This window comes from Chitinophaga terrae (ex Kim and Jung 2007) (assembly GCF_900107795.1).
In the GTDB taxonomy this organism is placed as follows: Bacteria; Bacteroidota; Bacteroidia; order Chitinophagales; family Chitinophagaceae; genus Chitinophaga; species Chitinophaga terrae.
This window is the reverse complement of sequence record NZ_FNRL01000001.1, coordinates 384,455-398,299: the sequence shown is the minus strand read 5'-3', so window position 1 is coordinate 398,299 and position 13,845 is coordinate 384,455. Positions and strand designations below refer to the sequence as shown.

The 13,845-nt window shown below is 46.9% G+C and carries 8 protein-coding genes; 4 read left to right on the top strand and 4 right to left on the bottom strand.

Annotation, left to right across the window (positions count from 1 at the left end):
* Positions 1-3 precede the first annotated feature (3 nt).
* The 4 genes from BLV62_RS01575 to BLV62_RS01560 all read right to left on the bottom strand — a co-directional run bounded on the left by BLV62_RS01575 (position 4) and on the right by BLV62_RS01560 (position 6,729).
* Complete coding sequence (locus tag BLV62_RS01575) at positions 4-1,422, bottom strand: RagB/SusD family nutrient uptake outer membrane protein (RefSeq protein WP_168927810.1); 1,419 nt, start codon at positions 1,420-1,422, stop codon at positions 4-6.
* A 16-nt stretch (positions 1,423-1,438) separates the two neighbouring features.
* Entirely contained in the window at positions 1,439-4,804 is a 3,366-nt protein-coding gene (locus tag BLV62_RS01570) for a SusC/RagA family TonB-linked outer membrane protein (RefSeq protein WP_225889565.1), read from the bottom strand.
* Positions 4,805-5,055: 251 nt separating this feature from the next.
* Positions 5,056-6,075 (bottom strand): FecR family protein, encoded by a 1,020-nt coding sequence (locus BLV62_RS01565; protein WP_089757950.1) that lies wholly within the window; start codon positions 6,073-6,075, stop codon positions 5,056-5,058.
* A 69-nt stretch (positions 6,076-6,144) separates the two neighbouring features.
* Positions 6,145-6,729: an RNA polymerase sigma factor gene (locus BLV62_RS01560; protein WP_089757948.1), complete on the bottom strand. Its 585-nt coding sequence runs from the start codon at positions 6,727-6,729 to the stop codon at positions 6,145-6,147.
* Positions 6,730-6,887: 158 nt separating this feature from the next.
* On the opposite strand from BLV62_RS01560, the gene BLV62_RS01555 reads away from it, so the two are divergent.
* The 4 genes from BLV62_RS01555 (at position 6,888) to BLV62_RS01540 (ending at position 13,836) form a co-directional block, all read left to right on the top strand.
* On the top strand, positions 6,888-7,469 hold the full coding sequence (locus BLV62_RS01555; protein WP_089757945.1) for an RNA polymerase sigma factor: 582 nt from the start codon (positions 6,888-6,890) through the stop codon (positions 7,467-7,469).
* A gap of 555 nt (positions 7,470-8,024) precedes the next feature.
* Complete coding sequence (locus tag BLV62_RS01550) at positions 8,025-10,406, top strand: ABC transporter permease (protein WP_089758167.1); 2,382 nt, start codon at positions 8,025-8,027, stop codon at positions 10,404-10,406.
* Between the two features lie 87 nt (positions 10,407-10,493).
* The gene (locus BLV62_RS01545; RefSeq protein ID WP_089757943.1) at positions 10,494-12,992 is read left to right on the top strand and encodes an AfsR/SARP family transcriptional regulator; all 2,499 of its coding nucleotides are present in this window, start codon (positions 10,494-10,496) and stop codon (positions 12,990-12,992) included.
* 436 nt (positions 12,993-13,428) lie between these two features.
* Positions 13,429-13,836, top strand: coding sequence for a c-type cytochrome (locus tag BLV62_RS01540; protein ID WP_089757941.1), 408 nt, complete (start codon positions 13,429-13,431; stop codon positions 13,834-13,836).
* Positions 13,837-13,845 lie beyond the last annotated feature (9 nt).

Here is a 13,845-nt window from a genome sequence, read left to right as displayed (position 1 = left end):
AAGTTATCTGGGATTCAGGGCCATGCCTTCATTCACTACTTCTGCCGGCAGTTGTAACAGTCTCCTTTTATCGCCGGCTACCAGGGTAGTGCTGAAGTCGGGAAAGGCAGTATGAGTAACGGGAATGTTGAGCCTTAAGATATCAAACCATCTCAGTCCCTCCTGCATAAAGGTGACCTGTTTAAACTCCAGGGTGGCCTCAATGACAGAGCGATTTGCATCCAGCCCGTAGTAGCTGGTCAGCTTGGCTTCTGTCAGGTTATGACTGTTAGGATCGTAGTCCTTAATGCTTTTGCTGATCCAGGAATTGAGGTCTTTTATCGCTGCTGCATTATTCTGCAACCTGGCGTATGCCTCGGCCCTGTTGAATAACACTTCTTCCATCGACAACAGGCCGATCACATTGGTTGTCATTTTAGGGAAGTTAAAATACTGGGGGCTGGAACCATAGGTAGTCATTGCATAATCACCGCCTGTTACATTCCTGGCCAGGAAAAAATAGTTATTGACCTCGGTACCCAGGCCAAAGCGATAGTTATAATAATTGTTATTATACAGGCTTTTAACTTCCTGGAGCAGAAGATTGTTCTTGTTGCCGGAACTGAAGTAATAGTAAGACATATTGGTATATGTCTGGTTATAAAAAGCTACTTTATCCAGTATCAAAGTTGCCGGGTCTGCATTTCCCATAGCTGCACCGGCATGCAATATCACTTTGTTGTAATCGCGTTTAAAGAGATAGAACCTGGTAGCAAAGGCATGCGCGGCAACAATGTTGAAATGGAATAAAGGCGCGTTGTCGTACACTTTATCCTGTATGAGCTGCAACCCGGTTGTCAGGTCGTCTTCAATATGCTGGTATACGCTGGCAACGGTGCCTCTTTCATATTTCGCAAAAACATTTTTACTTACCCAGGTGACGTAAGGAATACCCGGGTCGGATGCTGCAGTGGCCGGATCATAAGCTTTTGCAAACAAGGTTACCAGCATGAAATGCGCGTAAGCCCTGCAAAGCAATGCTTCTCCTTTTTGCGCCCTGTAATTGGCTGAATCGGGCCCGTTGCAATATTCCAATGCCTGGTTGGCCACCGCAATGGCGGCATAGGCAGAGTCCCAGTAGGCGACAGGCGAATCCTGGTTTACGTTTTCCACATCCTGGTACTTATATGCCTGTATATTGATGAGGAAGGTTTGCGGATCAACGTTGATCCCCGCATTTCCCTTGTCTTCCACGTTATCGCTCATGGCCTCGCAGAAAAGCATATACGAGCCATGCGGGTAAGCGCTGGTCAGCAACTGGCTTACCTGCTTTGGCGTACTGATCACCGTTCTGTTATCCGGCAACGTTTCCAGGTATTTTTTGCAGCCGGCTCCCGAGATCACCGCCGCCATCAACCCGATATATGAAATTAGTTTTCTCATGATCATACATTTTTAATTAGAGGCTTACTCTCAATGAAAAAGTCACTTGCTTGTTAACAGGCAATGCTACGCCGCCGGTGTTATAAAACTCAGGATCCTGTCCATGCAACCTTTTATCTGAATAGATCAGCCACAGGTTATTTCCTGTAGCGGTTATTGACCCGCCCCTGAAACCAATCCTGTTTAAAATAGAAGGAGGCAACTGGTAACTGAGGGTTACAGACTTTAATCTTACAAATCCTCCATCCGCTACCCGGTCGTGCGAAAAGTTGTAGTTGTTGTAAGGAAACGCGGTTTTGATATAAAGGTCTGTCTGGGTGTAGATGTCCGCTACCGATGGGATGTTCGTTTTGTTCTCATCCCCCGGTAACGACCAACGGCCTTTAAACTCGTTTGGCAACGCATTGAAATCCGTATAGTCGGTACTGTATACAGGCGTCAGCCTGATCTTATTGCCTGCCTGGTAAGTGATCAGGGCGCTGACAGAAAAGTCTTTGTACCTGAATGTATTGCTCCAGCCTCCCGTAATGGTCGGATCTGAAGGGCCTTCATATACCAGGTTATTGACATTATGACTCTGCAGGAATACTGCGGAAGATACTGAACCTGTGTCGTTGATGAAACGGGCAACGCCGGTAGCAGGGTCTAAACCCGCGTTCCGGAGCGAGAACAAACCTCTTACAGGAAAGCCTTCCAATGCGCCGCCGCCTTCTCCTATCAGGTCCATCATCGTAGGGTTATTCTTCGCGTTGGTGATCAGGGTTTTATTAAAGCTGAAGACCAGGGTACTTGTCAGGCCAACATTTTTATTCGCGATGATCTTGCCATTGATGCTTACATCCACGCCGTTGGATTTCATATCGGCGTAGTTGGCAAACTGGTATACCTGCCCGCCAATGCCTGAAGTTCTGATCAATCCGATAAGATCGAAGCTCCGGCGGTTGTAGTAATCGAACGTGAAGCCCAGTCGTTCATTAAGCAAACCAATGTCGGCGCCCAGGTCCAGCTCATATTTTTTCTCCCAGGTCAGGTCGGAGTTTTCCAACGCCGCCAGGTAGATGGCTGTTTGCTGGTCTTGTGTGAGCGGCCGGTTGGTGATCATAGACCTGAATATTGCCGTAGTGTTGGTAGCGCTACCCACGCTGGCGTTCAGACCGTAGCTGGCTTTCAGCATCAGGTGGTTGACTGTGTTGCTGTTTTTCAGGAAATCTTCTTCTTCCATGTTCCAGGCGCCGGCCACTGTCCAGGTGGGCAGCCAGCGGGCTTTGGGTGACTTGCCCAGCCGGTTGGAACCATCTTCACGTACTGTTCCTGTAAACGTATACTTGTTTTTATAAGTATAGCTGGCGTTGCCATAGAAGGCTACAAACCTGTCGTATTCTGTACCCATCCCGAAGTAGGGGTCGTTGTTCTCTGCCATCTTCTTAAAGAACAGGTAATTAATGAACGGGGTACCTCCGCTGTTATACTGGTATCCTACGCCATTGCTGAAAGACGTTTGCCTGTCGGCATATTTAACTTCCTGTCCTAACAATGCAGAAACCTGGTGTACATCATCATTGAACGAGCGGCTGAAGTTAAATTGGTTCCTGAAAGTATAGTTCTTCAGTTCTATATCTTTCCGTTTATAGAATCCTCCTTCCGGCAGCACTACGATCGGCAGCGCATCCGGGTTGTTGGGATCTTTATACAGGAATTTATTTCGTTGTTGTATGATGGTAGTACCTGCAGCGCGGTATGCATTGGCCTCGTTGGAGTTTTCGTTGACCTTATGTTCTATGCTTGTTTTGGCATAGCGGATAGCGCCGGTAAAATCGTAGGAAAAATATTTACTGAATTTATAATTCAGGTTGCCCTGGAGTTTCAGATCTGCAATACTGAGGTTTACATAGTTCAGTTTTGTTTCTTCCAGGATGTTGAAAGGAGCATAGTTGCGCTTATAAAATTCGGGATTGCCATTCTTGTCATAAGCCTTCATGGCCCTGCTGGTACTGAGTGCATAGGTAAAAGGATTGATGTCGAAATCGCGGCTGTAAGTGCCTTCCACAACATCTGTTACCCTGTCTTCCGTTCCGGGCGCTCTTTGCTGGCGTACGTTCCCGTTAACCAGGAAGCCGTAGCTAAGTTTGCTGTTTGGTGTATAATTGGCTCTCAGGTTTGCCGTATAGCGTTTCACGTTATCCGCTACCGTCCAGCCATTGTCGTTGTAGAAGCTGGTAGAAAGATAAAGTTGTGATTTATCGCTACCGGAAGAAATGCTCAGGGAATGTTCCTGGGTAAGCGAGTTGCGGAAAAGTACATCAAACCAGTCGGTATTGGCGGAGGCATATTGCATCAGCCATTTCTGCCTGGCGGCCGGGTCGTTCAGTACCTCAAATTCGCCGTTGGCATTAGGAGTTTGCAGCAGTTCCGCCAGTTTGCCATAGATACCGGTGGTAGGTTGATTGATGAGATCAGCGTATTGCAGCAGCCTTTTTCTTTCCAGTTCTGCATATACCGACATCTGGTCGGCGGAATTCATTATATCGTAATTCCTGTAGGATGGCTTCAGTTGTACGCCGAAGTTGCCGGTATAGGATATAACGGGTTTGCCGGCCTTACCTTTTTTGGTGGTGATCACGATCACCCCGTTCATGGCGCGGGCGCCATACAATGCAGTGGCGGCGGCATCTTTCAGTACGTCAAATGTTTCTATATCGTTTGCATTGAGGCCGGCAACCGCAGATCCAAGTAACGTAGTGGCGTTACCGTTGGTAAGCTGTTCGTTGGATACGTTTACGATATCTTCCAGCACCACACCATCTACCACCCAGAGAGGCTTGTTTTCGCCGGTGATGGAGGTAGCGCCGCGGATGCGGATCTTGGGAGCGGACCCAAAGGTACCGGAAACATTTTGTACGCTTACCCCGGCGGCTCGTCCTTCCAGCATGCGGCTCACATCCTGCACGCCATCGATCTTCACGTTATCGGCTTTCAGGGTGACTGCCGATCCTGTGAATTTTTTCCTGTCGATGTTCTGGAACCCGGTAACTACTATACCTCCGAGTTCTGTTACGTTTTCTTCGAGGGTAATGACCAGGTTGCTTTTTGCCTTTACTTCCAGCGTTTTGAACCCGACGGCGGAAACTTCCAGTGTGGCTCCTTCCGGGGCTTCCAGCTGAAATGCGCCGGCTGCGTCGGTGATAGCGCCTTTGGTAGTTCCTTTGATCTTTACGGAGGCGGCGGGTATCGGCTCTCCTTTGGCCGTCCGGATAACTCCTTTAACCGGAGGATCGGCCAGGGTGTTGGATGGGAAAACAACTGCCGGGAGCTCTTTCATGTAAAGTTCTCCTGCATTAGCCTGCACGCAACAGAACAGCAGGCAGACAGATAGTGATTTCATAGCCAACGATATTTTGGTTGATCGTTTCGGAGAAAGGACGGATCTCCGTATCGGAACCATTTTCCCTTTGCTTTTTTTGGTTGAATGCATAAGCTAGCATGTTAGGGTTTTGTATAAAACCAGATCTGTAATTTATTTTGCTTTTAAGTTTATTTCTTACAATTAAATTCAAACTGCAGCCTATAGGTCCAAGGATCTCAGGAGCCAGGCGGTTGTTTCAGCTCTCGTTTTCAACCTGCGCTCCGGCGCTTTCATTTCATAGGCGACATCAACATCGTACCATTGGAAAATTGCGGTATTATCATAGGTGATGCACATTGATCGAAGCTAAAAGAACCTTTTTTCCATGCAATGGCAACAGCAGTATCAATATTATCTATGTAAATTTTTCCATCAACTGTCTGAGGAAAGATGGCTTGTTGGCCCGGGAGTAATTTTTTTTCCGTTCCGGGCAAAGATACGATAACCGCTCCTTCGAATAACATTGCCCGGATATTTGTTTTACCGGGGAATGCTATGATGTGAAAACTTGTACCCAATGCTTTAACAGCTGCTTCCTGCAGATGGTTCGAGGCAATGCTGACTTTGAAGGGCCGGTTGGGATCTGTTACAGTTTCAAAATAGGCTTCGCCGGCAAGTATCACTTCCCGGTCGCCGTTCGTGCTGAATTGTTGCGGGTATTGGAGTGTCGACCCGGCGTTTAGCCATACCCGTGATCCATCCGGCAGCGCCAGGGTATAGTGGTTACCTATGAAAGTGGTAACAGTGTTCCAGGCGGCTGTGCGGTTAGTGACTATTGATTGATTGCCTTGCTTGATAAGCTGGGGGTGTCCGACAGGTGGCAGTACGCTGTTTAGCGTGCTGCCTGGCGCTTCACCGGCCGGGGCCAGCTGGGCGTCGGGTTTGCCTGATGGCTGATCCTGGGCGCCCGGAGCAGCTGCACGTTGTACAAACCAGGAACGCAGGCAAATGGCGAGCAATAATATGACCACTACGCCCGACCTGTAATAAAGTGCATATGATTTCCGGGAGGCGCTATTCAGTACCCGGGAACTTTCTTTTTCTGATTGAAGTATTTTATGGAGGATGGCCGGTATTTGGTCATCAGGATAGGCGGTGAATCCTGCATTCTTTTGCCACTCGTCCTGGATACGCTCCCTGATAATTTCGTCGTATTCCCCGGTTTTGATATAGTACAATAGTTCCTGTTCCTCTTCTGAAGTGATAGTGGCGTTCAGATGTTTGTTCAGCAGTAGTATAATTCTATCCATTCACAGGTATATTGATCCAATAATAAGACGAATGGAAAAAGGGGAGGGAGTAGTGGCAGGTAAAAAAAATCAGGGAATTAAAAATGCGAGCAGGAAACAGGCGCTGATATACCCCTGCAGGGTGCGGCGGATAGACTGCAGGGCTTCCGCCATATGTTTTTTTACGGTAAGACGGGAGATGCCCAGCTGCAGGGCGATGAGGTCGTGAGACCAACCTTCTGTACGGGCTAAATGATAGACCTGTTGCTGCCTTTCAGGTAGCTGCCGGATGGCGGCGGCCAGCCAGGTTTCGCATTGACGGTTGCGGAGCCGGTGATCGGTGTTGGAGGTGCTGTATGACTGAATAGCGGTGAAGGATCTCAGGCCGTCGGATTCATAGGCGGCTTTCTTCAGCCGGTCGAGGATGCAGTTACGGGTCATGCTGCTTAAGTAGGCATCCAGGTTCTGGATGCGGGAGGCGTCGTTTCTTTTTAACCAGATCTTCAGGAATACTTCCTGGACAATTTCTTCTGCATGGTCTGCGGATTTCAGGAAGCTGATGGCCGTATGAAATACTTTACGGTGGTATCTTTCAAATATGCGGGCAAAAGCGTCCTCACTGTCTTGCTGTAACAGTCTGAGCAGCCATTGTTCATCACAAGTATTGGATTGCATAGTTTGAAAGATGGTAACATTCCGAATTTATTAATTTATTTTAAGATTTTCACCTTTTTTGCCCTGAAATGCGGTAAAAGCTTTTGGCTGGCAATAAAATTTAAAGTATTTTGCTTGTCCTTTAATCCTGAACCCTAACAATCCAATTATTCCAAGTCATGCATGAAAATGAATTATGGCACTTCTATAAAGAAGGGGATGTAAAAGCATTGGAGAGTTTGTACGAAAGATATCAAACCCCGTTAAGTAATTACGGTTTTCGATTCACCCCCGATTATGCCTGTATTGAGGAAACCCTGGAAGAATTGTTCCTTAGGTTGTGGCAACAACGGGAATGGATAGCCAAACCGGCAGTTATCAAACAGTATTTGTATCTGACCTTCAGACGCTCGTTGCTCCAACGACTGGAGTATGGACTACCCCGTTATGGAGAGGCCCAAAACGAAGAACACATTCCGTTCAACATCGAATTGAACGACGACCACCCCTGGGTCGCTAAAGAACGGATGCTGGCCCTGGCCAACAAAGCCGGCCACCTGCTCCCCAGTCTTTCCAACCGGCAGCGGGAAGCCTTGTTCCTGAAGTTTTATGAAGAGCTTTCGTATGAGCAGATCGCCGATATCATGCATATGAGCATGAATTCAGCGCGGAGATTGCTTTACCAGGCGATTGAATACTTCCGTAATAAACTGCATGATTTCACTTTGTTGTCGCTGCTCTATGTCTTAAAACGGAGATAACGCCGTAAAGAGATATTTTATAAATTTAAAAAGACCGGTCGGAAGTGGACTGGTCTTTTGTTTTAGGCTGACTTTCCTCTATTGCCAATTTGCAATGCAGGGCAAGAGAATGTTGTAGTATCATTATCTTCGCTCTTTCTCTTTTATGAATTACCCCAGGCGCCACTTTTCTATGAAAAAAGGCCCGCTCAAATAAGCAGGCCCTTACTCTTTAAAAGTCCCCTGTCCCGGTGAGACTTTATTGTTAATGCACTAGATGCAACTCCGGACAGTTGCAGGGTTAATTTTTCGGGGTCAAATAACCAATGATGATTATATGCTGGTACAAAATTGCGCCCTTTCAGAAGGCCAGACAAGAGTGAAATTCCCATAAATTAAAATTGCGTATTTATACGGTATGCCTCTACAACCGCTACAGCTGTTCATTTCCGGACAACCATTTCATAAAAAGCGAACAAAGTGTTATTTTGTTTAATTTGTTTGTGGCTTGATCACAATTAATTGCTATGTGGCATTTCCTTCGTATATGCTATCCCTTAATTGAAAAGCTATACCATGTTTAAAAACTACCTGAAAATTGCCTGGCGCAACTTATGGAGAAGTAAAGTTTTCTCTGCCATTAACGTTTTAGGATTAACCATAGGACTAACAGCCTGCTTCTTCATCTTCCTTTATGTCAGGTTCGAGTTAAGCTACGATCAATATCACTCCAAAAAAGATAATATCTACCAGGTAATCTGCGATATTAAAACCCCAAGCGAAACAATCAACAGCGGAAGCAACCCCTGGCCCTTTGCGCCCAACATGCAAAAAGATTTCCCTGAAATTGCCACTACTGCCAGGCTTACAAAGGGCGTTTGGCTGGTAAAGTATAAAGATGCCACTTTCAAAGAAGAAAATACGCTCTTCGCAGACAGCACGCTGTTTGACGTTTTTGATTTCAAGCTGCTGGCAGGTAATAAACGTACTGCATTAGCTGCACCTTTTACCATCGTTGTTTCCCGGAAAACGGCGAAGAAGTGGTTTGGAGACAATGATCCGATAGGTCAGGTGGTTTTGCTGGGACAGGACCAGACTCCGGCTACCGTTACAGGCGTAATGGAAGATATCCCTGAAAACTCCCAGTTCAAGCCGGATATATTCGTGTCTATGACCACTTTGCTGAAGGATGTACCATACCTGGAAACCCAGTGGGGCAACTTTGGAGCTACAACCTATTTGTTATTGAAACCAGGTACAGACCCGGCAAAGCTGGAAGCAAAGTTTGCTGATTTCATAGAGCGTCATAACGGAGAAGAAAGAAGAAAAGCGCAGATGCTTTATACGCTGAAGCTGGCCCCCTTCAAGAGTTCTTATTTGCATGGTGGAAAATATGCTTCTTTCGAATCCGGCAATATATCCAATGTTTATATCTTTTCTGTGATCGCTGTATTCATCCTGGTGATCGCGGGGATCAACTTTGTAAACCTCACTACTGCCAGGTCTGTAGAACGCGCCAAAGAAATTGGCATACGCAAGGTGGTAGGCGCCAGCAGGTCGGAACTGGTTCGCCAGTTCATCGGCGAATGCGTGATCATGTGTTTGCTGGCTTTCGTATGCTCGGTACTGTTATTTTCAGGCCTGTTGCCAACATTTAATTTACTGGCAGGCAAAACAATTTCTTCAGGTTTACTTCCCGGCTGGTCGTCTCTCCTCATCTTATTTGCCACCGCCGTTAGTATTGGTTTGCTGGCAGGCGCCTACCCGGCCTTTGTATTGTCGGCGTTCAAACCGATCGTTGTACTGAAAGGACGTTTTGCCAACGCAAAAGGAGGTGTATCCCTGCGCAAAGGACTTGTAGTGGCGCAATTCACTATCTCTATTGCATTGATCATCGGTACGCTGGTAGTATACAAGCAGATGTATTTCATGAAACACAAAGATCTTGGTTTCAACAAGAACCAGATGCTGGTACTGAATACGGAAGCAGACCCCAATACCACCGCGTTGCGCGACGCGCTGCAGGCAATACCCCAGGTGAAATCGTTAAGCGTTTCGTCCACTGTTCCGGGAGGCGCTAACGCCGGCGCCTATTCCGAGATCCAGAACAAGCAGGGAGAAATGCAGGTGGCTAACCTGGATCTTTATTTCGTGGACTATGATTTTATTAACCAGTATAAAATGAAGGTATTGGCAGGCCGTGGGTTTTCTAAAGAATTTGCTACCGATACCACACAGGCGATGGTGATAAACGAAACCGCCGCCAGGCAGTTTGGATATGCGAACCCCCAAGATGCCATAGGCAGAAAATTCAGCCAGTGGGGCAGGCAGGGAACTATTATTGGCGTAGTACAGGATTTCCATTTCCGCTCTTTACAGCAAAATATTGCTCCTTTAACCATGAGAATGGAACCGAGAGAAGCGAAGCTGATCTCTGTAAATATTGAACCAGGCAATATGACCGCCACTATTAAAGCTATCGAAAGCAAATGGAAGGAAATTATGCCTAACCGGCCATTCGATTATTTCTTTATGGATGAATTCTTCGACCGGCAGTACAGGTCGGAAGAGCGGTTTGGAAAGCTCTTTTTCTATTTCGCTATCCTGGCAATTGCCATTTCCTGCCTGGGGCTCCTGGGACTGGCTTCTTACAGCGCTTTGCAGAGAACAAGGGAGATAGGTATCCGGAAGGTAATGGGCGCTTCAGTTTCCAACATCGTAGGACTGCTGTCTGTGGATTTCCTTAAACAGGTGATGATCGCCTTTATTATTGCCACACCTATAGCCTGGTTCTGCATGCACAAATGGATAAATACCTTCGCTTACCATTCATCCATTTCCTGGTGGATATTTGCGGTTTCAGGGGCCCTGGCCCTGTTCATTGCCATGCTTACTATCAGCCTGCAGGCAGTGAAAGCGGCGCTGGCCGACCCTGTAGAAAGTATGCGCACAGAATAACGAACCAGGTTTAATACGGAAATATTTGTTAATTTCCCGCCTTCTGGCTCCCGCAAAGGGAGTGTTTTTAAGATAGGCGGGTAATAAATGATAAAATTCCACTGGTTTTGGCTATGCTGCTTTTTATGCTGCAACCTGTTCGACGCAAAAGCGCAAACAGACGGTCTCGCATTTCATAGCCACGAAGTGGTACAGGATAACAGGACAGGCTTATCTTTCGGAGAAGATAAGCCTATCTGCTTTCACGATCCGCTTGAACTGTCGTTTGATCTTTCCTTCCTTCCCCAACAAACAAATTATTTCGGGTACATCGTCCGGCTGATCAATAGCCAGGATATCAATATTGATATCTTGTATGATTATGATCCTAAATTCGGAGATAAACATTTCCGGTTAATTATCGGCGAAACGTATTCAAATATCTCTTTCAATATCCCTGGTATGGGTACATCATCTGACTGGCATACCCTCAAACTCCGTTTAGACCCCGCAGAGCAGTCGATCACCCTGACGAGGGATAACGAGGTGTATAAAGAAAAGGTGAAACTGCCGGCAAAGAATTGCTACAGCATTTTCTTCGGCGCAAACGATTTTAAAACTTTTAAAAATGCCGATGTTCCCCCGATGAAGATCCGGAACATCCGGCTGGCGGAAGGAGAACGGCAACGATTTAACTGGCCGCTGAACGAGCGGGCAGGCAATGCCGCTAATGAGGCGCAGGGCCGCCTTACCGGTAAAGTGATCAATCCTATCTGGATCGCGAAGATGCATCATAACTGGCAGCCTTTACAACAATTGGTACTGAAAGGCCCTGCAAGCACCGCTTTTGATGCAAAAAACGGCATTCTTTACCTGGTGACAAGAGATTCCCTTTTCTCTTATAACCTGGCATCCAATAAAGTTAATGCAGTTGCATACATCAACGGCAGCCAGGATATTTCCAGCACTTATCAATCTGTTTTTCATGCACCCTCCCGGCAGATCTTTACTTTTTCAAAAGACCTGCAACGACTGGCAGCCTTGTCTGTAGACTCCGGAAAATGGAACAAACAACTCTCGCCTCCCGACAGATCTTCGGGGTTCGGCCACTTTAATAAGTTCCTGTGGGGCGACAGCCTGCTCTATACATTTAACGGATATGGCTATTTCCTGTATAAAAATGAGGTATATAGCGCAAATTTAGTACATCCTGTTGGGCAGGTAGATTCCGGCACCAGCAATATCACCCCCCGTTATCTTGCTGCCGCCGGCGCCGACAGGAATGGTGTTTACCTCCTGGGCGGTTATGGAAACGCCTCAGGGAAACAGGTATTGAATCCAAAGAATTTGTACGACCTGGATTATTACGATGCCCGTACCAATACCTACCGGAAAATCTATGAACTGAAGCAGGAGGGGGAAGAGTTCGTGTTTGCAAACAGCATGATCATAGATTCGGCAGAACAGTCGTGGTATGCACTTTCTTTCCCTAAACACCGTTTTAATTCTTCCCTGCAACTGGTAAAAGGCTCATTGCACCAACCCGTTACCACGGAGGTGGGCGACAAGATCCCTTACCTTTTCCAGGATGTTGATTCGTACGCCGACCTTTTCTATTGCCCTTCCCTGCAGCGTTTCCTGGCGGTTACGTTGTATAGCCCCGGAGCGCATGCCAGTACTATGGCAAGGTTATACAGTATTTACTCTCCACCTTTTCCGGAAAGATCATCACAGCCTCCTTTTAAAAAGGTGGACAGGCGGTGGTTATCGGCGATCGGTATCCTTACGGGACTGATGGCGATAGGGTTATTGCTGAAGGGATCGACGCCTGCCAGCGCCCCGGTAAAAAAACCGGAGGAGACGGCGCCGCCGGTTGCGGAAGCGCCAAGAGGGAACAGCATCTTCCTGTTCGGCGAATTCCAGGTGAACGATGCGGGGGGCGAAAACATTACCCGCCTGTTCACGCCCTTGTTGAGGGAATTATGTTTGATCATATTAGTACATAGTATTAAATATGAAAGAGGTATCAGTGCGGAGAAATTAAAAGAGATGTTGTGGTTTGACAAAACCCCTGAAAGCGCAAGGAACAACCTGGCGGTGAACATCGCCAAACTGAAAGGGCTGCTCGACAAACTCCGGGGCTGCGAACTATCCAAAGAAACCGGTTATTGGAAGATCAATATCCACCCGCCCGGGTATGTCGATTACCTGGCTTACCAGGAAGCCAGGCAGAGTGGCAGAGCGCCCGACCCGAACCAGGTAAGCAAACTGGTGAGCATCCTGCAACGGGGAAGCTTCCTGCCCGGAGATGAACACGACTGGCTGGATACCTTTAAATCTGAAAGCTCCAACGATATTACAGACTATTTCCTGGCCTATGCCCGCCAGGCAGATATTAAAGAAGATGCCGCATTAATAATTAAACTGGCGGATTGCCTTTATGTTTTTGACCCGGTAAATGAAGAGTTGCTGCGCCTGAAATGCAAGGCGTTGGTCAGCCTGGGGAAACACTCTCTTGCCAAGACCACTTATGAGCTGTTTGTAAAAGAATATTTCAAACTCTACGCCGAGGCTTATCAGGCAGACTTCCAGCAGGTTATTTCATAAACTTGTCTTGTTTGCCTTTATTATGGCTGTTATTAGTGCTTTGTTAACCCGCGCTGCATTTTTTTGCAGAATAAATTGCCCCAATCTTCCGGATTAATCGATTATTAATTAATTATTATTCGCTCCCCGCTTACTTGCAGTCAAAATAAACCACGTATTTAACGCTTTAAGATTTGATGAAATATATATTGCTTTCCACGTTGTGGCTACCCGGGTGATCAGACGATCCGTAGCCAGATTTACAGAGCGGGTCACCAGTATATCGGGTGAACAGCGGGGTAGAACCGTTCCGATATGCTGGCAACCGATCTGGAACAAAATTGACCAGTTGACATAATTACTTCCAAAGGTCCCGGCACTTTTATATTTTGGAATGGAAAAGACTATCATAACAAATAGTGTCCTGTTGAATTAAATTAATTGAGTAAAAAAGATTATGAAACGTTTAGCTATTCTCTTTGGAGTGATCACCGCACTGACATTTACTGCAAATGCTCAAACGAAGCCTGCTGCCGGCGCAAAGAAACCTGCGGCAAAACCTGTTGCTGCAAAGTCAAAGTCCGCAGCGCCTGATCCAAAAGATGTTGAAGAAGGAAAAGTATTGATCTCACAATCCGACTGCCTGGCCTGCCATAAAGTTGATATGAAAGTAGTAGGCCCGGCTTATAATGATGTTGCAAAGAAATATCCTTACTCTGCAGCCAATGTTTCGCTGCTGTCTACTAAGATCATTAATGGCGGCGCCGGTAACTGGGGTGAAGTGGCCATGTCGCCGCACCCTGCCCTGGCCGCAAACGATGCAAAGAAGATGGTGGCATACATCCTCTCTTTGAAAGCAAAATAAAGTCCACGT

Coding starts and splice junctions, on each gene's coding strand:
- BLV62_RS01575 (WP_168927810.1), bottom strand. CDS start 1,422: ATGAGAAAACTAATTTCATATATCGGGTTGATGGCGGCGGTGATCTCG.
- BLV62_RS01570 (WP_225889565.1), bottom strand. CDS start 4,804: ATGAAATCACTATCTGTCTGCCTGCTGTTCTGTTGCGTGCAGGCTAAT.
- BLV62_RS01565 (WP_089757950.1), bottom strand. CDS start 6,075: ATGGATAGAATTATACTACTGCTGAACAAACATCTGAACGCCACTATC.
- BLV62_RS01560 (WP_089757948.1), bottom strand. CDS start 6,729: ATGCAATCCAATACTTGTGATGAACAATGGCTGCTCAGACTGTTACAG.
- BLV62_RS01555 (WP_089757945.1), top strand. CDS start 6,888: ATGCATGAAAATGAATTATGGCACTTCTATAAAGAAGGGGATGTAAAA.
- BLV62_RS01550 (WP_089758167.1), top strand. CDS start 8,025: ATGTTTAAAAACTACCTGAAAATTGCCTGGCGCAACTTATGGAGAAGT.
- BLV62_RS01545 (WP_089757943.1), top strand. CDS start 10,494: ATGATAAAATTCCACTGGTTTTGGCTATGCTGCTTTTTATGCTGCAAC.
- BLV62_RS01540 (WP_089757941.1), top strand. CDS start 13,429: ATGAAACGTTTAGCTATTCTCTTTGGAGTGATCACCGCACTGACATTT.